This window comes from uncultured Maribacter sp., assembly GCF_947495965.1.
GTDB lineage: Bacteria > Bacteroidota > Bacteroidia > Flavobacteriales > Flavobacteriaceae > Maribacter_B.
The window spans coordinates 212,080-232,873 of the sequence record NZ_CANMBB010000003.1 but is presented as its reverse complement, the minus strand read 5'-3'; the positions used below and the strand labels follow the sequence as shown (position 1 = coordinate 232,873).

General features: G+C 33.0%; 18 protein-coding genes. 7 read left to right on the top strand and 11 right to left on the bottom strand.

The window, feature by feature from the left end; genetic code table 11:
• Positions 1 to 28 precede the first annotated feature (28 nt).
• From kdsB to Q0820_RS08915, 5 genes are read left to right on the top strand one after another with little or no spacing between them, the layout of a single operon-like run.
• Positions 29 to 742 carry a 3-deoxy-manno-octulosonate cytidylyltransferase gene (gene kdsB, locus Q0820_RS08935; protein WP_298487291.1) on the top strand — a complete coding sequence of 238 codons (714 nt, stop codon included), beginning with the start codon at positions 29 to 31 and terminating at the stop codon, positions 740 to 742.
• A complete protein-coding gene (locus Q0820_RS08930) occupies positions 733 to 1,431 on the top strand; it encodes an HAD family hydrolase (RefSeq protein ID WP_298487094.1) in 699 nt (232 codons plus the stop codon). The genes kdsB and Q0820_RS08930 overlap by 10 nt, the downstream gene beginning before the upstream one ends.
• Positions 1,431 to 2,054 (top strand): CatA-like O-acetyltransferase, encoded by a 624-nt coding sequence (locus Q0820_RS08925; protein WP_298487092.1) that lies wholly within the window; start codon positions 1,431 to 1,433, stop codon positions 2,052 to 2,054. Before Q0820_RS08930 ends, Q0820_RS08925 begins: the two co-directional genes overlap by 1 nt.
• Before the next feature lie 6 nt (positions 2,055 to 2,060).
• Entirely contained in the window at positions 2,061 to 3,137 is a 1,077-nt protein-coding gene (locus Q0820_RS08920) for an iron-containing alcohol dehydrogenase family protein (protein WP_298487089.1), read from the top strand.
• Positions 3,138 to 3,180: 43 nt separating this feature from the next.
• Entirely contained in the window at positions 3,181 to 3,720 is a 540-nt protein-coding gene (locus Q0820_RS08915; RefSeq protein WP_298487290.1) for a 1-acyl-sn-glycerol-3-phosphate acyltransferase, read from the top strand.
• On the opposite strand, the gene Q0820_RS08910 is transcribed toward Q0820_RS08915, so the two are convergent.
• The 9 genes from Q0820_RS08910 to thrA form a co-directional block, all read right to left on the bottom strand.
• Positions 3,717 to 4,220, bottom strand: a complete 504-nt coding sequence (locus Q0820_RS08910; protein WP_298487087.1) for a hypothetical protein — start codon at positions 4,218 to 4,220, stop codon at positions 3,717 to 3,719. The genes Q0820_RS08915 and Q0820_RS08910 overlap by 4 nt on opposite strands.
• 105 nt (positions 4,221 to 4,325) lie before the next feature.
• Complete coding sequence (locus tag Q0820_RS08905) at positions 4,326 to 5,036, bottom strand: YebC/PmpR family DNA-binding transcriptional regulator (RefSeq protein ID WP_298477157.1); 711 nt, start codon at positions 5,034 to 5,036, stop codon at positions 4,326 to 4,328.
• Positions 5,037 to 5,110: 74 nt separating this feature from the next.
• Entirely contained in the window at positions 5,111 to 5,398 is a 288-nt protein-coding gene (locus Q0820_RS08900; RefSeq protein ID WP_298487085.1) for a 4a-hydroxytetrahydrobiopterin dehydratase, read from the bottom strand.
• A gap of 19 nt (positions 5,399 to 5,417) precedes the next feature.
• Positions 5,418 to 6,239: a sugar nucleotide-binding protein gene (locus Q0820_RS08895; protein WP_298487083.1), complete on the bottom strand. Its 822-nt coding sequence runs from the start codon at positions 6,237 to 6,239 to the stop codon at positions 5,418 to 5,420.
• Positions 6,240 to 6,241: 2 nt separating this feature from the next.
• Positions 6,242 to 7,156 (bottom strand): glutaminase, encoded by a 915-nt coding sequence (locus Q0820_RS08890; RefSeq protein WP_298487081.1) that lies wholly within the window; start codon positions 7,154 to 7,156, stop codon positions 6,242 to 6,244.
• Positions 7,156 to 8,241, bottom strand: coding sequence for a glycine cleavage system aminomethyltransferase GcvT (gene gcvT, locus Q0820_RS08885; RefSeq protein ID WP_298487079.1), 1,086 nt, complete (start codon positions 8,239 to 8,241; stop codon positions 7,156 to 7,158). Before gcvT ends, Q0820_RS08890 begins: the two co-directional genes overlap by 1 nt.
• Before the next feature lie 93 nt (positions 8,242 to 8,334).
• Entirely contained in the window at positions 8,335 to 9,627 is a 1,293-nt protein-coding gene (gene thrC / locus Q0820_RS08880) for a threonine synthase (RefSeq protein ID WP_298487077.1), read from the bottom strand.
• A 3-nt stretch (positions 9,628 to 9,630) separates the two neighbouring features.
• Positions 9,631 to 10,554 carry a homoserine kinase gene (locus Q0820_RS08875; RefSeq protein ID WP_298487075.1) on the bottom strand — a complete coding sequence of 308 codons (924 nt, stop codon included), beginning with the start codon at positions 10,552 to 10,554 and terminating at the stop codon, positions 9,631 to 9,633.
• A gap of 2 nt (positions 10,555 to 10,556) precedes the next feature.
• Positions 10,557 to 13,001, bottom strand: coding sequence for a bifunctional aspartate kinase/homoserine dehydrogenase I (gene thrA, locus Q0820_RS08870; protein ID WP_298487073.1), 2,445 nt, complete (start codon positions 12,999 to 13,001; stop codon positions 10,557 to 10,559).
• A gap of 261 nt (positions 13,002 to 13,262) precedes the next feature.
• Here thrA and Q0820_RS08865 point away from each other — a divergent pair, with 261 nt between their 5' ends.
• Positions 13,263 to 14,810, top strand: coding sequence for an NAD(P)H-hydrate dehydratase (locus Q0820_RS08865; protein WP_298487072.1), 1,548 nt, complete (start codon positions 13,263 to 13,265; stop codon positions 14,808 to 14,810).
• A gap of 1 nt (position 14,811) precedes the next feature.
• On the opposite strand, the gene Q0820_RS08860 is transcribed toward Q0820_RS08865, so the two are convergent.
• A complete protein-coding gene (locus tag Q0820_RS08860; RefSeq protein ID WP_298487070.1) occupies positions 14,812 to 15,207 on the bottom strand; it encodes an STAS/SEC14 domain-containing protein in 396 nt (131 codons plus the stop codon).
• A 196-nt stretch (positions 15,208 to 15,403) separates the two neighbouring features.
• Positions 15,404 to 17,956, bottom strand: a complete 2,553-nt coding sequence (locus tag Q0820_RS08855; RefSeq protein ID WP_298487068.1) for an ATP-dependent Clp protease ATP-binding subunit — start codon at positions 17,954 to 17,956, stop codon at positions 15,404 to 15,406.
• 263 nt (positions 17,957 to 18,219) lie between these two features.
• On the opposite strand from Q0820_RS08855, the gene gyrA reads away from it, so the two are divergent.
• Positions 18,220 to 20,778: a DNA gyrase subunit A gene (gyrA, locus tag Q0820_RS08850; protein WP_298487066.1), complete on the top strand. Its 2,559-nt coding sequence runs from the start codon at positions 18,220 to 18,222 to the stop codon at positions 20,776 to 20,778.
• Positions 20,779 to 20,794 lie beyond the last annotated feature (16 nt).

The following is a 20,794-nucleotide window of genomic DNA, read 5'->3' as shown; positions in this document are numbered from 1 at the left end:
AATAAGCAATAGCGTGAAAGTAATAGCAATGATTCCGGCTCGTTATGCCGCTTCTAGATTCCCTGCAAAATTAATGCAAGACCTTGCAGGAAAACCAGTGATATTACGCACCTATGAGGCAGCAGTAAACACACAGTTGTTTGATGATGTTTATGTGGTAACAGATAGTGATGTTATCTTTGAAACTATAGAAAAAGCTGGTGGTAATGTTATAAAAAGCATTAAAGAGCATGATTGCGGTAGTGATCGCATAGCAGAAGCTGTAGAAAACTTAGAGGTAGATATTATTGTTAATGTGCAAGGCGATGAGCCTTTTACAGATAGAGAAAGTTTAGCTGCTGTTTTAGAAGTTTTTAAAAACGACCCTAATAAAGCGATAGATTTAGCTTCTTTAATGGTTAAAATTACGGATTTAGAAGAAATAAGTAACCCGAATACAGTTAAGGTAATAGTAAATAAGGAAAATTTTGCATTGTATTTTTCTCGTTCTCCAATTCCTTACCCTAGAGATACAAATGTAGATAGTGTTTACTATAAGCATAAAGGAATTTATGCTTTTAGGAAAAGTGCTTTAATGGATTTTCAGCGTTTACCTATGTTAATGTTAGAGGCTGTTGAGAAAATAGAAGCTATTCGTTATTTAGAATATGGGAAAACAATAAAAATGGTAGAAACATCTGTAAGTGGAATAGAAATAGATACTCCTGAAGATTTAAAAAGAGCAAGAGCAGAATGGAAGTAGATTACAGTAATATAAAAGTTATTGGTTTTGATGCAGATGATACACTTTGGGTAAATGAAACCTATTTTAGACAGGCTGAAGAAGAATTTGCAAGTCTGTTAGATGGCTATGAAACCAAAAACAAAATAGACCAAGAACTGTTTAAAATGGAAATTAAAAATCTTCATTTATACGGTTATGGTATAAAAGGCTTTACATTGTCTATGGTAGAATCTGCTATGGATTTATCTAACAATAAGATACCTCAAAAAGTTATTAATCAAATTCTAGATATAGGAAAAAGAATGATAACACAACCAGTAGAGTTGTTAGATGGTATAGAAGAGGTATTAGAAACGTTACAAAGTAAGTATAGGCTAATTGTTTTAACAAAAGGAGATTTGCTAGACCAAGAGAGAAAAGTAGAACGTTCTGGTTTAGAAAAATACTTTCACCATGTAGAGGTGTTAAGTGATAAAAAAGAAAAAAATTATCAAAATTTATTAGAGCATTTAGAAATAGATGTGTCTGAGTTTTTAATGATTGGAAACTCTTTAAAATCCGATGTTTTGCCTTTAGTAAATATTGGAGCAAAAGCGGTTCACGTTCCTTTTCATACTACCTGGGAGCATGAAACTGTTAAAGCAGGAGAGGATAATGGAGATTATCTTAAATTAAATTCAATAAAAGATATTTTAAACTATTTGTAATGCATTATCTAGATATTGATGCTTGGGAAAGAAAGCAGCATTTCGAGTTTTTTAACACCTTTACAGATCCATATTTTGCTGTTACAACAGCTGTAGATGTAACTAGTTCTTATGCTTTTGCTAAAAAAAATGACCTTAGCTTTTTTTCAGTGTACTTACATGCATGTATGACGGCAATAAATCAGATTGAAAATTTTAAATATAGAATTGAAGAAGATAAGGTAGTAGTGTATGATACCATACATGCGTCTGCAACCATGATGAGGCCTAATAAAACATTCGGATTTTCATTTATAAATTATGACGAAGATTTAAAAGTTTTTGAAAAAAATCTGAAAAGGGAAAAGGATAGAATATATAACTCAAATTCACTTTTTCCTCCTCAAAATTCTCAAGATTGTATTTACTGTTCCGCTTTGCCATGGATAAGCTTTACAGGACATAAAGAGCCAGTTAATGGAGGTAAAGAATCTGTTCCTAAATTAGCTTTCGCTAAAATAGAAGCAAACAATGAAAAATTAAGTATGCAAGTATCTGTAAGTGTAAATCATGCTTTGGTAGATGGCTATCACGTAGGTCTTTTTTATGAAAAATTTCAAGAATCTTTAAATCAAAATAAATAACAGTATATGAAGTTTAAAAATTTTCCAATGGTTCCAAGAGTAATCTTTGGTGCTGGTAGTTTTAAACAACTGGGAGAAATACTATTGCCTAAACGTAAAAGTTCAGAAACTCCAGTTATTTATTTAGTAGATGCAATTTTTGAAAATCAAGAATTGTCTAAAGAAATTCCAGTTTTATTTAATGACCAAATAATCTATGTTTCTACCGAAGAAGAACCTAAAACAGAGCAGGTAGATGCATTAGTTTCTCTACTAAAAACTAATTATTCAGAATTACCAGCAGCTATTGTTGGTATTGGTGGAGGCTCTATTTTAGATTTAGCAAAAGCGGTGTCTATTATGCTTACTAACAAAGGAAAAGCTGAAGAATACCAAGGTTGGGATTTAGTCAAAAACCCAGCAGTATACCACGTAGGTGTACCAACACTTAGTGGAACAGGGGCTGAAGTTTCTAGAACAGCAGTACTTTCTGGTCCAGAAAAAAAATTAGGAATTAATTCCGACTATACCCCTTTTGACCAAGTTGTGTTAGATCCAGATTTAACCACAAACGTAGAAAAAAACCAATGGTTTTATACAGGTATGGATTGTTTTATTCATTGTGTAGAGTCTTTAAATGGCACATATTTAAATGCTTTTAGCCAATCTTATGGAGAAAAAGCATTAGATTTATGTAAAGAGGTTTTTATGGAGGAATTAGATGAATCTAGTTCAAGAGATAAATTAATGATGGCTTCTTGGCATGGAGGTATGAGTATTGCCTACTCTCAAGTAGGTGTTGCACATGCAATTAGTTATGGTTTGTCTCATGTGTTGGGTGTTAAACACGGTATTGGTAATTGTCTTGTTTTTCAATACTTAGAAGAATTTTACCCAGAAGGTGTTGCTTTATTTTCTAAAATGATGAATAAGCATAATATTATTTTACCAAAAGGGATTTGTGAAAATTTGTCTGAAGCGCAACTTAACACCATGATAAAGGTAGCTATGGCAATGACACCTTTATGGGAAAATGCTTTGGGTGTAAATTGGCAAGACACAATTACCGAGAGTAAACTTAAGGCTATTTATAAAAAGATATAAGGGTTTATAGGTTTATTAAGACAAAACAATTCTAATTTTTTTGATGCACAAAATTGCAAAATTTATTTACTTTAAACTTTTAGGGTGGAAAACTGTTGGAGATTTCCCTCAAGTAAATAAGTGTGTTATTGCGGTGGTGCCGCATACCAGTTGGGTAGATTTTTTTCTTGGACTCCTTATTAGAAAAGTTTGGAATGAAGAGATTAATTATGTAGGAAAAAAAAGCTTGTTTAAATCTCCTTTTGGATGGTTTTTTAGATGGACCGGTGGTGCTCCAGTAGATAGGAGTAAAAATAATAATATGGTGAATGCCACTGCTGAGGTATTTAAAACTCGAAAAAAGTTTAGATTAACCTTAGCTCCAGAAGGTACACGTAAAAAAGTAACAGAATGGAAAACAGGATTTTACTATATAGCAATAGAAGCAAAAGTTCCAATAGTATTAGTTGCTTTTGATTTTGGAAAAAAACAAGTAAAAATATCTAAACCATATACACCAACAGGAAATAAAGAAGAAGACTTTAAATCTTATGAATTATTTTTTAAAGGAGTTAAGGGGATGGTAGAGAAATATAGCTATTAAAACCGTTCAATTAATTTTTTTTCTGGTGTTTTCTCTTCTTTTTTAGTGTTGCCAGGAAAAACTAGATTGGTGCTAGAATAGGTAGAGCCAAAAGTAATATTGGCATTGTATACTTGTTTTATTGCATCTTCTACTTGATGCGCTGTGAGCTCTTTTAATGGGTGAATAAAAACGGACCAAATTATTTCATCACTAAGGGCGTATTTTACGTCTAAAGCAGAATGAAAATTGGCTACTAAGGAGTTTAGTATTTGTTCTTCTTCTAATTTTTTAAATTCTATAATAGGAGAAATAATTCGCATTCGGTTGGCGTTTTCATCGTAAACACATACGAGCATAGTACGGTTGTATATAAACTGTATAGAGTTACCTTTTAAGTTGGTGGTATCTGCAATTTTAGTAATTATGTCTTCTAACTTTTCTGGACTCATATCCTGAGAATAGGCCTTAAAAGTAATAGCGAAAAATAGAATTGCAGGTAAAAAAAACGACTTAACCATAATGTTAATTTAGGATTAAGTCGTATAATTTATGAAGAGTTAACAGTAAACTCGTTTTTACTCTAATATCGCGAGTTAATGTTTCGTGGTTTTTTAATTGGTAGTTTATTCTTCCATGGTATGATATACATTCTGTACATCATCATCTTCTTCTATTTTTTCTAATAGCTTTTCAACATCTGCGGCTTGTTCCTCCGTAAGTTTTTTAGTTACTTGCGGAATACGTTCAAAACCAGAGGACAAAATTTCAATTTCTCTAGATTCTAATTCTTTTTGGATAGAACCAAAACTTTCAAAAGGAGCGTAAATTAGAATTCCGTCATCATCCACAAAAACTTCTTCCGCGCCAAAATCTATTAATTCTAGTTCTAATTCTTCTGGGTCTATTCCTTCAGCAGGAATTCTAAAATTACAGGTGTGGTCAAACATAAATTCTACAGAACCAGAAGTTCCCATATTACCATTACACTTGTTAAAATAGCTACGAACATTAGCTACTGTTCTGGTATTATTATCTGTTGCAGTTTCTACTAGTATTGCAATTCCATGAGGAGCATATCCTTCAAACAAAACCACCTTAAAATCACCAAGACTTTTATCACTTGCTCTTTTAATAGCGCGTTCTACATTATCTTTAGGCATGTTTACAGATTTTGCATTCTGTATAACTGCTCTTAGTTTTGCGTTTGAGTCTGGGTCTGGCCCTCCTTCTTTTACAGCCATTACAATATCTTTGCCAATACGTGTAAAGGCTTTGGACATAGCAGACCATCTTTTCATTTTACGTGCTTTTCTAAACTCAAAAGCTCTTCCCATGGTTATATTTTTTTAAGGTATAATTACAAATTTAATAAATTTTATTGCTGTAGCAAGTGCAAGAGGCTGCAGGTTTATTCGCTAGTAATTATTTCTTCTATGGTATGCGCAAGTGTAATATCGTTATCTGTAATACCATTAGCATCGTGCGTATTTAAACGAATATTAAGTTTGTTGTATACATTTGACCAATCTGGATGATGATTTTGCTTTTCGCACTCAAAAGCTATTCTAGTCATTACCGAAAAAGCATCTTTAAAATCTTTAAATTCAAAAGTTGTTTCTATAGCTCCGTTTATATATTCCCAGCCATCTAATTTTTTTAAATTCTCTTCTATTTGAGTATTGGTTAGTTTTTGCATTTTTTTATTTTTTATAAAGTTAGGTAATAATATGATGGTCTATTATTTCTTGATAAGTATACTGTAAGTTCTTTGGTAGTTTGTTAGATTTTGGTAAAACGGCTAAATAACGTTCGTTATTAGTTGTAAAATTTCGTTTATAAATGGGGTTAAAAGTACCAATACGTTCTATTATTTCTTTTATGAAATCTTCATGGTGTACTAAATCTTTAGAGCCTAAATGATAAATTCCACTTTTATTTCTATTAATTAAATAATGAATTTGTTGTGTTAGCTTATCATCATTAGTAACATTAATTATAAGGTTAGGAAAAACATCAATGGGTACATTATTTAGAATATACGTTTTAAAATCTTTTATTCTTGTAGACGTGTTTCCAAAAACCATAGGAACTCTTAATATTGCCATTTTTTCTTTTGGCAGTCTTAAGAGCATGTTTTCAATCCTGATTTTTAAACGGCCATAAATACTTTCTGATAACGTTTTATCATTTTCATAGGATGGATATTTGCTATACGCATCAAAAACGTTGGCAGAGGATATAAATAGAAGTCTACAGTTATGCTCTTCAACATATTCTACTATATGATGATGCGCTTGAATCTGCGATGCAAAATTACCTCTAATGGCAGAAATAATTATTTGCGGTTTTATATTTTCAAGGATGGTGTATATATCATCCTCTTCCATATTGTATTTAAAAAATTGTTGATTTTTTTCAAAAGACCTTCTGGCAGAATTATAAGTACCGTAGGTATTAAAATAGGGGTATAGCTCTTTATAAATAGCATTACCTATAAAGCCACTCCCGCCTATTATTAAAATTTTTTTTACTTCCAATTTTAAAAAATTGAGTACCCTGTTCTAGTTGTTAATTCTTCTAAGGCAGCCATGCCTAATTTGGAATTTCCTTTTTTGTTTAAACCAGGAGACCAAGTTACTACACAATATGTATTGGGTAGTAAGGCTACTATACCGCCACCAACACCACTTTTTCCAGGAAGACCTACCTCAAAAGCAAATTCCCCTGCTTCGTCATAAAAACCACAAGTTAGCATTAGGGCATTTATACGTTTTACTTGATTAATGTTTAAGTAATTTTTCCCTCTTTGGCATGTACCGTGATTCATAAAAATATAAAAAGCATCAGCAAGTTGTTTGCAATTCATTTCTATGGAGCATTGGTGAAAATAAAAATCTAATACAGTTTCCGTGTCATTATCTAAGTTTCCATAGGACTTTAATAAGTTGGCAGCTGCATAGTTTTTAAATCCAGTATTCTTTTCAGATAAAGCTACTTTTTCATTGTAGTGAATGGAGGAATCGTTAGTTAATTCTCGTATGAAATTTAAAAAATCTTCTTTCGGGTTTTCTAAATGAGAAACCAATATATCTGCAATTACAATTGCTCCAGCATTTATAAATGGGTTTCTTGGAATGCCATTTTCTAATTCTAGAAGAGATAAATGATTAAAAGGATCGCCAGAAGGTTCTACATCTACTCGTTTCCATAAATCATCTCCTATTAAAGCAAAAGATAGTGCTAGTGTTAATACTTTAGAGATACTTTGTATAGAGAAGCCTTCTAAGGCATCTCCAGAACTATAGCTGTTATTTTTAGCATCAAGAATATGAATTCCAAATTTATTTAAATTAATAGTTGCAAGTTCTGGGATGTAAGACGCCACAACACCTTTATTTAAAACGTTTTTAGAGTCTATTACAATTTTATCTATTATATTTTGGTATGCAATCATTATCCTTTGTAAAAAGGTAGCTTAACTACGGTTGCTGGTATTGCTTTTTTACGTACTTGTATGTTTATTTTAGAACCAATTTCTGAGAATACTTTTGGTACGTATCCTAAGCCTATTCCTTTTCCTAATGAAGGAGACATGGTGCCAGAAGTAACAATTCCTATTTTGTTTCCTTGGTGGTCTACAATATCATAATCTTGTCTAGGAATACCTCTTTCATCTAGCGCAAAGGCTACTAATTTTCTTTTTAATCCATGTTTTTTTTCTTCCGAAAGAGCTTCGCTATTTACAAAATCTTTAGTGAATTTTGTAATCCAACCAAGTCCAGCTTCAAAAGGAGAAGTAGTGTCATTGATGTCATTGCCATAAAGACAATAGCCCATTTCTAAACGTAAAGTATCTCTTGCGGCTAATCCTATTGGTTTAATACCAAATGTAGCGCCAGCTTCAAAAACGTTATCCCAAACTTTTTTTACCTCGTCATTTTTGCAATAAATTTCAAATCCTCCAGATCCAGTATATCCTGTGGCAGATATAATTACATGTTCTATACCTGCAAAATCTGCAACTTTAAAATTATAAAATTTAATTTCAGATAAATCTATACTGGTTAAGCTTTGCATAGCTTCTACCGCTTTTGGGCCTTGTATAGCTAGTAAAGAATACCCTTCCGAGATATTGCGCATATCTGCATTAAATTCTTTGTTGTATTTAGTAATATGGCTCCAATCTTTATCAATATTAGAAGCATTAACAACAAGTAAGTATTGTTCCTCTTTTATTTGATAAACAATTAAGTCGTCTACAATACCACCAGTTTCATTAGGTAAGCAGCTATATTGTGCTTTTCCAACAGAAAGTTTGGATGCATCATTAGAAGTTACTTTCTGTATTAAGGCTAATGCATTTGGGCCTGAAATTAAAAACTCTCCCATATGTGAAACATCAAAAACGCCAACAGCCTTGCGAACGGTTTCGTGTTCTATGTTTACCCCTTCATAAGAAACGGGCATATTATATCCAGCAAAAGGAACCATTTTTGCTCCTAGAGATTCGTGAATAGTAGTTAATGCAGTATTTTTCATTATTTCATAAATTTAGTCGCGCAAATTTATCGAAAATTTATGGATACGCTTATTTCGACTGAATTTTTTAATAAAAATGTAATAACAAAAATACTATTGTAATAAGTAGCTTTTTAGTTCTTCGTAAGTTCCTATTTTATGAGAAACTTTTTCTTTATCCATGACTTTCAAGATTTGCGAAGGGATAGGAATTTTAACATCCATGGTTTCTTCCACAATATCTAAAAACTTTACAGGATGAGCAGTCTCTAAGAAAATACCAAAAGTATTAGGATTTTCTTTTTGGTATTTCTTTAAACCTAAATAACCTACAGCTCCATGAGGGTCCGCAGTATATTCAGAATCTTTATAAATGGCTACCATAGCTTTTTTGGTTTCTTCATCTGTAAAAGAATAAGAAGAAAGGTTTTTAGCTAAATCTTGAAAATTGTCTTTAAATAAATGACGAATTCTAATAAAATTACTAGGGTCACCAACATCCATGGCATTAGATATTGTTGCTGTAGAAGGTTTAGGAGAATATTCTTGTGTTCTCATAAACTCAGGAACGGTATCATTAACATTAGTAGCTGCAACAAATTGTTTTACCGGCATGCCTAAACGTTGTGCCACTAAACCAGCACAAATATTTCCAAAGTTTCCACTAGGAACAGAAAATACAATTTCTTTTCCCTTGGATTTAGCTTCTTTGTAAGCAAATAAGAAATAAAATAATTGAGGTAACCAACGTGCAACGTTTATAGAGTTTGCGGAGGTTAACTGCATTTTATCTAATAACTCGCTATCTAAGAAAGCATTTTTAACCATTGCTTGGCAATCATCAAAAGTGCCATCTACTTCTAAGGCAGAAATGTTTTGCCCTAAAGTGGTTAATTGTCTTTCTTGAATATCGCTTACTTTTCCACTAGGATATAATATTACAACTTTTACACCTTTAACACCTAAGAAACCATTAGCTACAGCGCCTCCAGTATCTCCTGAAGTAGCAACTAAAACAGTAACTTCATTATCTTCTCCTTCAGAAAAATAGCCCAAACAGTTAGCCATAAATCTTGCCCCTACATCTTTAAAAGCCATAGTAGGGCCATGAAACAATTCTAAAGTTGCAGTATCTTCATTTAATTCTACCACAGGAAAATTAAAATCTAAAACGGTATCTAATATTCCTTTTAATCTATCTTCTGGAATTTCTGAAGAAACAAATTGTTTTATGGCTTTAAAGGCAATTTCCGTATTAGATAAGGATTCTATATTTTCAAAGAATGAAGCGGGTAATGGCGTTATACTCTCAGGAAAGTATAGTCCTTTATCTGGCGCAATACCTTTAATAACCGCGTCTTTGAAAGATACATTTGGAGCTTGTTTATTTAGGCTGTAAAAGTTCATTCTTTAATTTATTATTTTTATCCCTTGGGTATTAATTTTGGATACATGTATGTCAAAATCAATACCAATATTTTTGTATACTTTTTTCATTGCTTCAGCAACTTTTTGTGCGGTTTCTTCTCCTTTACTAAACGTAAATATAGAAGGCCCAGAACCAGATATACCACATCCTAAAGCACCAGCTTTAATGGTTTCTTCTTTAATAGAATCGAAACCAGGTATTAAGATAGAGCGTATAGGTTCTATGATATGGTCCTCTAGGGAACGGCCTATTAAATCATAATCCTCCATAAATAAACCAGCAATTAATCCGCCAACATTACCCCATTGTTTTATGCCATTTTCTAGAGAAATAGTAGTTTTTAAAATTTTTCTAGAGTCCGATGTTTTTACTTCAATCTGGGGATGTATAACAGTTGCATAAAGCTCTGACGGATTCTTTATAGGAACAATATCTAAAGGCGTATAACTACGCACTAAAGTAAAAGCGCCAAATAGGGCTGGAGCAACATTATCTGCATGTGCAACACCACTAGCTAAACGTTCTCCTTCCATTGCAAATTTTACCAATTCGGTTTGGGAAAAAGGATTTCCAAGTAAGTGGTTCATAGCCCATACTGCACCAGTAGAACTTGCTGCGCTACTTCCTATACCGCTACCAGCTTTAATTTTCTTGTAGATTTCTATTTCAAAACCACCAGTATATTCTGCTTTTTCTAAAAGAGCTAAGCCAGCAACACCTGCAACATTTTTATTGGTTTCTAAGGGTAAATTTTGCCCTTCTAGTTTTGTAATTCGTATTCCGGCTTCTTTGGTTTTACGAACAATCATTTCATCTCCAACAGAATCTAAAGCAACTCCTAGAACATCAAAACCACAAGAAATATTTGCAATTGTAGCAGGGCAAAAGACTTTTATTTCTTCCATATTTAAAAGTTTCCTATTCTAATAATATCTGCAAAAATACCAGATGCAGTAACATCTGCACCAGCGCCAGCTCCTTTTATAATCATAGGTTGGTTAGGATATCTTTCTGTATAGAAAAGAACAATATTGTCGCTTCCTTCTAGATTGTAAAAATCATGACCTTTTGGTATTTCTTGTAAACCTACACTAGCTTTTCCATCTTCATATTGTGCAACATACTTAAGTTTACTATCCGCGTCTTTTGCTTTCTTATAAATAGCTTGGAAAGAATCTTCATGTTTAATAAGTGAAGCAAAAAAGTCTTCGTTATTGGTTGTGTCTAAACTTTCTTTAGGTAAAAAAGGATTGTTAACAATATCCTCAATCTCAATTTGGTTTCCGCTTTCTCTTGCTAAGATTAATATCTTACGCATTACATCAACCCCACTTAAATCTATTTTTGGATCCGGCTCTGTATATCCCTCTTCCTGAGCTTGTTTCACAATATCATGAAAGGTTGTTTCATCATTAAAATAATTAAATACAAAATTTAAACTTCCAGAAAGTACCGCTTGTATTTTTAAGATTTTATCTCCAGAAGCAATTAAATGCTTAAGTGTATCTATAATTGGTAAACCTGCACCTACATTAGTTTCAAACAAGAAAGGAGCATTGTACTCTCTTGCTAATCTTTTTAATTCTTGGTAATTATCAAATTTAGAAGAACACGCAATTTTATTACAAGTAACTACAGAAATACTGTTTCCTAAATATTTATTATACGTTTCGGAAACTTCTGCACTAGCTGTATTATCTACAAAAATGCTGTTTCTGTAATTTAGAGAATTAACTTTCTCAAAGAACTTTTGCTTATCTGCTTTTTCCCCTTTTGCTAGAGAGTCTTCCCATTTACTAAGGTCAATTCCACTCTCATTAAATAGCATAGTTCTGGAATTAGAAATTCCAATTACTCTAATATTTAATTTTAAATTTTCTTTTAGATATTTCTTTTGTTGCGAAACTTGAGTTAAGAATTTTGCGCCAACGTTACCAACACCCATTACAAATAGGTTAAGTTGTTTTACGTTTTCTTCAAAAAACTCCTCGTGTAAAGTGTTTATTGCTTTCTTTACGTCGTCTTTTTTAATAACAGTTGATATGTTTCTTTCCGAAGCACCTTGCGCAATGGCTCTAATATTTACATTGTTTTTTCCTAAAGTGCTAAACATTTTACCACTTAACCCTTGATGGCTTTTCATATTATCTCCTACAAGCGCAACAATTGCTAAATCTTTTTCCGGAATTACAGGGTTAATTTTTCCGCGTTCTATCTCATATTCAAAAGCTGCGTTTACAATTTCTACAGCTTTATCTATGTCGTCTGCAGAGATACCTACACAGATAGAATGTTCTGAAGAAGCTTGTGTAATTAGAACTACACTAATTTCTGCTTGCGATAATACTTCAAAGAAACGCTTAGAAATACCTGGTATTCCTACCATTCCAGAGCCTTCTAAAGATAGTAAAGCAATATTTTCTACACTACTAATACCACGAACTGTTTTTCCTTTTTCGTTTTTAGATTTTGTAATTAATGTTCCGTCATTTTCTGGTTCAAAAGTATTCTTAATGCAAATAGAAATACCTTCTGAAAGTACTGGTTGTATTGTTGGAGGATATAATACTTTGGCTCCAAAATGAGAAAGTTCCATAGCTTCTTCATAAGATATATGAGGAATAGCCTTTGCTTGTTTTACCAATTTTGGGTTCGCAGTATACATACCGCTAACATCTGTCCAAATTTCTAGAATATCTGCTTTTACAGCAGCTGCATAAATAGCAGCAGTATAATCAGACCCTCCACGACCTAAGGTTGTAGAATTTCCATTTTCAGAAGATGCTATAAAGCCAGGGGTTACTACAACAGCATGTTTTGTATTAGAGAAAAAGGTGCTTGCATTTTTATAAGTAAGGCTAAAGTTTACAACAGCATTACCATTTAAATCGTTTGTTTTTATAAGTTCTCTACTGTCTTTATAAATAGCGTCTAAACCTTCTTGTTTAAAATATTCACTAATAATAAAGGAAGAAAGTAGCTCTCCAAAACTTACTATTTTATCCGATAATTTTGCAGTAATTTCTCCGATTAAAAAAGCGCCTTCTAATAAAGTTTCTAATGTGTTAAGTTCACTTTTTACTTTGCTTAGAACGGAACTTTGGTTTTTTACCGAAATAAGTTCTTTAGCAGTAGCTAAATGCCTTTCTTCTATTTCTGTAATTACTTGTTTGTATGTTGCGTCTTGTTTTGCAGCTAAATTGGCAGCTTTAATAAGTAAATCTGTAACTCCGCCAAGGGCAGACACAACAACTATATTTTTTTTGTTATTACTATTGCTAACAATGTTTTTTACTAAACCTATATTCTTTGCGTTGGCAACAGAAGTGCCTCCGAATTTTAAAACTTTCATTATGTATGGAAATTAACTTGTACTATATGAGTGAATTGCGTAAAATAACGCGAAAAATGGACGTATATGTAGTTGCTTACCCCAAAGGGGTAGTGGTTCCAATTGTAGTTGTACCATTGGTTAAAGTAGAAAATAATATGTCCGTAATTTTGTCGTACATGGTTCTTTGTGAGATTCAAAAGTAGTACATTTGGGTTGTTAATCAAATGTTTCTAGTGATTTTTATGAAATTATCACTAATTGACTGAATAATTGTATAGTATGAAACTTTTTGCTGCGGAGCAGATTTATGCTGCGGATAAATTTACAATAGAAAAACAACAAATAACCAGCGATGCTCTTATGGAGCAGGCTGCAATCCAGATTTTTAATTGGATGCATTTGCGAATGCAAGGAGCGCCAGTTAAGATTCACTTGTTTTGCGGGATAGGGAATAATGGTGGAGATGGAATGGCTTTAGCGAGACATTTACAAGAGCACGGTTATAATATAGAGGTTTATGTTGTTAATTATAGTGAGAAAAGGTCTAAGGATTTTTTAATTAATTTAGATAGATTAAAAGACCGTAAAATATGGCCAAACTTCATGGATTCTGATTGTGAGTTTCCTGAAATTCATAGAGATGACATTATTGTAGATGCTATTTTTGGAATTGGTTTAAATAGAGCGCCTAGTGATTGGGTTGTTAATTTAATAGATCATTTGCACAAGAGTGAGGCATTTGTTCTTTCTGTGGATATTCCTTCTGGTTTGTATACAGATAAGATTCCTACTAATGAAAAAGCTGTTGTTAAAGCAAATTATGTTCTAAGTTTTCAAGCGCCAAAGCTCATTTTCTTTTTACCAGATACGGGAATTTATATAGGGCAATGGGAGGTTTTAGATATTGGTTTAGATCCAGAATATTTATCTGCAACAGAGGTAGAGTATGAAATTATTGGTAAGAATGAAGTGCTCCCGATATACAAACCAAGAGAAAAGTTTACGCATAAAGGAACCTATGGTCATTCTTTACTAGTAGGTGGTAGTTATGGTAAAATAGGGGCTTCTATTTTAGCTACAAAAGCAGCTTTAAAAATAGGAAGCGGATTAGTAACAGCGTATATACCAAAGTGTGGATATATTCCAATGCAAACTGCAGTTCCTGAAGCTATGGTTGTAACAAATTCAGACGAAAATATTGCGGATATAGACTTTAAAATTGAACCAGATGCTATTGGTATAGGAGTTGGTTTAAGTACAGAGAAAGAAACTGTAAATGCTTTTTCTAAATTCTTAGATAAAAATAAGTTGCCTTTGGTAGTAGATGCCGATGGTTTAAATATACTGTCTGAGAATAAGGAATTATTAAAAAAACTCCCAGAGAACTCTATTCTTACGCCGCATCCTAAAGAATTGGAAAGGTTAATTGGTAAGTGGAAAGGAGATTTTGATAAGCTTAAAAAGGCCAAAGCATTTTCTAAAAAATATGCTTGTGTACTTGTTATAAAAGGAGCAAATACAGTTATTTTATTTAACGGAAAAGGCTATATAAATACTACGGGTAATCCAGGAATGGCAACAGCGGGAACGGGAGATGTATTAACAGGCGTAATTACAGGTTTACTAGCGCAAGGCTATGATTCTCTAGGAGCTGCAATATTCGGTGTTTATTTACACGGTAGAGCAGGAGATATGGTTGTAGAGCAAGTTGGGTATCAATCCTTAATGGCAAGTGATATTATAGAGGCCCTTGGTGATGCTTATATAGATTTGTTTAAAGTTCCAGAGCAATCTCCTGAGCAACAAGAACAGCAAGAGGAAGGGTAGGTTATTTTGTTTTAACCCTTCTTTTTATCCAAGCAATAGCGTTATCATATTCTATATAGAATTTCATAGCTTTTTTGTAGAAGAGTTTTTCTATATTAAAGTTATGCATATCTATTTCGTTTACAGAGACTATAGCAAACCCTTTTAAATTGTTTAGTTCTCGTAAATGACTATATATTGTAGGGTCTACTGCATAAGAATTTTTACGATAGCTAACATAGCCAAAAGGTTTGTTTTTAAAGTGAATTTCTGCAATACCAATTATTTGGAAAACACGCTCTAAAGTAAGTGTAATCCCTTCATTAAAAATGGAAACCATATGGGTGTCAAAAACCTGTATTTTTCCAATTTCTAATTGATATTCTTTTACTATAATTTTTTTCTTCGCCAAACTCACTTTCAAGTATTATTTGTTATAGTGTCTTAGGCGAATTTAGGGGTTAGTAAAGGTTTGGTATAATATTTTAGATTAAAGGCTTAAAATTCGTTTATACTGCTTTTGGGTATTTTTTTTATACAATATAGCTGTGGTTTTTTTTTGAGCATAAAAAAAGGGCTCAACGGAGCCCTTCTTCTTATAATATGGTAAAAAATTATTCTGTTTTAGAAGATTCTTCCGCTTTTTCAATTTTAATAGTAAGCTCATCTTTCTTTTTATCTAAATCCATGAAAATACTATCTCCCTCTTTTAATTTAGAATTTACAATCTCTTCAGCAAGTGCATCTTCAATATATTTTTGAATAGCTCTTTTTAGAGGTCTGGCGCCATATTGCTTATCAAAACCTTTTTCAGCAATATAATCTTTAGCTTTATCTGTAAGATTAAGGTTGTACCCTATATCTCTAATTCTAGCGTATAATTTAAGAAGTTCTATATCTATAATTTTATGAATATCTCCTCTTTCTAAAGCGTTAAATACTATTACATCATCTATTCTATTTAAGAATTCTGGAGCAAAAGCCTTTTTAAGGGCGTTTTCTATAACTCCTTTTTGATGTGCATCTGCTTGCGATTTTTTTGCTGCAGTACCAAAACCAACACCTTGGCCAAAGTCTTTTAATTGACGAGCACCAATATTAGAAGTCATTATAATAATGGTATTTCTAAAATCAATTTTTCTGCCTAAACTATCGGTTAAGAAACCATCATCTAACACTTGAAGCATCATATTAAACACATCTGGATGTGCTTTTTCTACTTCATCTAATAGTACAACAGAATAAGGTTTGCGTCTAACTTTTTCTGTTAATTGTCCTCCTTCTTCATAGCCAACATAACCTGGAGGTGCACCAACTAATCTAGAAATGGCAAACTTTTCCATATACTCACTCATGTCTATACGAATTAGAGCTTCTTCAGAATCAAATAATTCTTTAGCAAGAACTTTTGCTAACTGGGTTTTACCAACACCGGTTTGTCCTAAGAAAATAAAAGAACCAATTGGCTTGTTAGGGTCTTTAAGTCCTGCTCTATTTCTTTGAATAGCTTTTGCAACTTTAGCAACAGCATCATCTTGCCCAATTACGTTAGATTTAATTAATTCTGGTAATTCGGCTAATTTGTTGCTTTCCGTTTGTGCAATTCTGTTAACAGGAATACCACTCATCATAGAAACAACATCAGCAACATTGTCTTCAGATACAGTTTCTTTATGAAGTTTGCTGTCATCTTCCCATTTTTCTTGAGCAGTAGCAAGGTCTTTTTCTATCCTTTTTTCGTCGTCTCTAAGTTTTGCAGCCTCTTCATATTTCTGCTTTTTGACAACGCTATTTTTTAATTCTCTAACATCTTCTAATTGTTTTTCTAATTCTAGAATTTGTTTAGGAACATCCATATTAACAATATGTACTCTAGAACCGGCTTCATCTAAAGCATCAATAGCTTTGTCTGGAAGAAAACGGTCTGTCATATACCTATTTGTTAGTTTAACACAGGCAATAATTGCTTCATCTGTGTACGTAACATTATGGTGGTCTTCGTATTTAGTCTTAATGTTTTGCAGAATCTCTATCGTTTCTTCCACAGAAGTAGGCTCTACAATAACTTTCTGAAAACGTCTTTCTAAAGCGCCATCTTTTTCAATATACTGTCTGTATTCATCTAAAGTGGTAGCACCAATACATTGAATTTCACCTCTTGCTAAGGCTGGTTTAAACATGTTAGAAGCGTCTAAGCTCCCGGTGGCACCACCTGCACCAACAATGGTGTGTATTTCATCAATAAAAAGAATAACATCATCATTCTTTTCTAACTCATTCATAACGGCTTTCATGCGTTCTTCAAACTGGCCACGGTATTTTGTGCCAGCAACTAAAGACGCTAAATCTAAGGTTACAACTCTTTTGTTGTATAGAATTCTAGAAACCTTTTTATTAATAATTCGTAATGCTAAACCTTCTGCAATAGCACTTTTACCAACTCCAGGTTCTCCTATTAATAATGGGTTGTTCTTTTTTCTTCGACTTAATATTTGAGAAACACGTTCTATTTCTTTTTCTCTACCTACAACAGGGTCCAAATTATTTTCCTCTGCCATACGTGTTAGGTCTCTTCCAAAATTATCTAAAACAGGTGTCTTAGATTTTTTGTTCCCTTTAGGGGAAGAAGAGTTCCCGAATGTACTTTCTTTATTGTCTCCGCTCTCATCAGAATCACTTGGAAAAGATTCAGATGTTGGTGGGTTTACAATATCATCATCGCTTGTAATCATAAATTTAAACTGTTCTTTTACGCCATCATAGTCTACTTTTAACTTGTGAAGTAGTTTGGTGGTGGGGTCATTCTCATTTCTTAATATGCAAAGTAATAAATGAGCAGTATTAATTGAGGAACTTTGAAATAACTTAGCTTCTAAAAACGTGGTTTTTAGAGCACGTTCCGCTTGTCTTGTTAAATGTAAGTTCTTTTTGTCTTTTTGTATGCCGCTTGGGTTAGGATTAGAAGGGCTAAGAATTTCAACCTTTCTTCTTAAATGGTCTAAATCTACATCTAGAGCATCAAGAATGTTGATAGCTTTGCCGTTTCCATCTCGTAATAATCCAAGCATAAGATGCTCTGTACCAATAAAATCATGGCCAAGTCTTAGCGCCTCTTCTTTACTAAAGGCTATTACATCTTTTACCCGTGGTGAGAAATTATCATCCATATAATTATTTGTATCAACTATAAAATTACTAAATATTGCTTAATTAGTCGCAATTACCATACCTATATTCGTTAAACTATTCCTAAATGACGAAAAAAGAGCTGGATTACAAAATTTTACCCTATATAATTGTTAACGATAGTTTTTCATGAAAAGTGTTAATAAATTATTTAATAAAAAACTTTAAGTGTGCTGTGTTAGCTTCGATTTTGAGTATATTGGCATGCTTTTTTAACCTTAATTAAAACAACTAGATTTTTAAGATGGCAGACGGAGAAAAATTGATTCCTATTAATATTGAAGATGAAATGAAATCGGCTTACATTGATTACTCAATGTCGGTCATTGTGTCACGTGCACTTCCAGACGTAAGAGATGGATTAAAACCTGTACACCGAAGAGTTTTATTTGGAATGTATGAATTAGGGGTAAGATCTAGTAGTGCTCATAAAAAATCTGCCCGTATTGTTGGGGAGGTTTTAGGTAAGTATCACCCACATGGAGATACTTCCGTTTATGACTCTATGGTACGTATGGCTCAGGAATGGAGTTTGCGTTATATGTTAGTAGACGGCCAAGGTAACTTTGGTTCTATTGATGGAGATAGCCCTGCAGCAATGCGTTATACGGAGGCTCGTATGCGTAAGATTGCAGATGACATGTTAGCAGATATTGATAAGGACACGGTAGATCATCAATTAAACTTTGATGATTCTCTTAAAGAACCTACTGTATTGCCAACAAGAATCCCAAATTTGTTAGTAAATGGTGCTTCTGGTATTGCTGTTGGTATGGCAACAAACATGCCTCCTCACAACTTATCTGAAGTTGTAGACGGTACTGTTGCTTATATTGATAATAATGATATTGAGATTGATGAGCTAATTACACATATTAAAGCGCCAGATTTTCCAACTGGTGGAATTATATATGGGTATGAAGGTGTAAAAGAAGCTTTTCATACAGGTAGAGGTAGAGTTGTAATGCGTGCCAAAGCTGTTATTGAAGAAGTGCAAGGAAGAGAATGTATTATTGTTACAGAAATTCCTTATCAAGTGAATAAAGCGGATATGATTAAGAAAACCGCTGACTTGGTAAATGATAAAAAGATAGATGGTATATCTACAATCCGTGATGAATCGGATAGAAAAGGTATGCGTATTGTATATATACTTAAAAGAGATGCAGTTCCTAATATAGTATTAAATATGCTATATAAATACACGGCTTTACAATCTTCTTTTAGTGTAAATAATATTGCTTTAGTTAATGGTAGACCGCAATTATTGAATGTTAAACAGATGATTCATTATTTTGTGGAGCATAGACATGAGGTAGTTGTAAGGCGCACAGAATATGAATTAAAGAAAGCCGAAGATAGAGCGCACATCTTAGAAGGTTTAATTATAGCGTCGGATAATATTGATGAGGTAATTGCTATTATTAGGGCATCTTCTAACGCAGATGAAGCTAGAGAGAATTTAATGGAGCGTTTTAAGCTAACAGAAATTCAATCTAAAGCAATTGTAGAAATGAGATTGCGCCAGTTAACTGGTTTAGAGCAAGATAAGCTACGTGCAGAATATGATGAAATATTAAAGACTATTGCAGATTTAAAAGATATTCTTGCTAATAAAGAGCGTAGAATGTCTATTATTAAAGACGAGCTTTTAGAAGTAAAAGATAAGTACGGAGATGAGCGTAGATCCGAAATTAACTTTGCAGGTGGTGATTTAAGTATGGAAGATATGATTCCTAATGAGCAAGTAGTAATTACTATTTCTCATGCGGGTTATATTAAAAGAACGCCACTTTCAGAATACAAAACACAAAATAGAGGAGGAGTTGGTCAAAAAGCATCTTCTACAAGAAATGAAGACTTTTTAGAACATTTATTTGTAGGAACTAATCACCAATACATGTTATTCTTTACGCAAAAAGGAAAATGTTTCTGGATGCGAGTTTATGAAATTCCGGAAGGAAGTAGAACTTCTAAAGGGCGTGCAATCCAAAACCTTATAAACATTGAACAAGATGATAAGGTAAAAGCTTTCATCTGTACACAAGATTTAAAGGATGAGGAGTATGTAAATAGCCATTATGTAATTATGGCTACTAAAAAAGGTACTGTTAAGAAAACTTCATTAGAGCAATATTCTAGACCACGCCAAAACGGAATTAATGCTATTGGTGTTAGAGAAGGAGATGAGCTATTAGAAGCTAAATTAACCACAGGAACTAGTCAGGTATTCTTAGGATTAAAATCTGGTAAAGCTATTCGTTTTGAAGAAAGTAAAACTAGACCTATGGGAAGAAATGCTTCTGGTGTGCGTGGTATTACTTTAGCGCATGATGATGATGAGGTAATAGGAATGGTAACCGTACATAACTTTGAAGATGAGCTCTTAGTAGTTTCTGAAAATGGATATGGTAAACGTTCTAGTATAGATGATTATAGAGTAACTAACCGTGGTGGTAAGGGTGTTAAGACTATATCTATTACAGAGAAAACAGGAGGTTTAGTGGCTATTAAAAATGTTACAGATTCTGACGATTTAATGATTATTAATAAATCTGGTATCGCAATTCGTATGGCGGTAGAGGATTTAAGAGTTATGGGTAGAGCTACGCAAGGAGTTAAGCTTATTAATATAAAAGGCGAAGATTCTATTGCTGCAGTTGCTAAGGTGATGAAGGATGAAGATGAAATCGATGAATCTGAAATAGCTGATTTAGAGGTGAATGCAGAAGATGGCACGGCAATTGATAAGGATAGTTCGGATAGTAACACAGACGATACTACAGAAGAAACAAAAGAGTAATTTACGAACACTAATA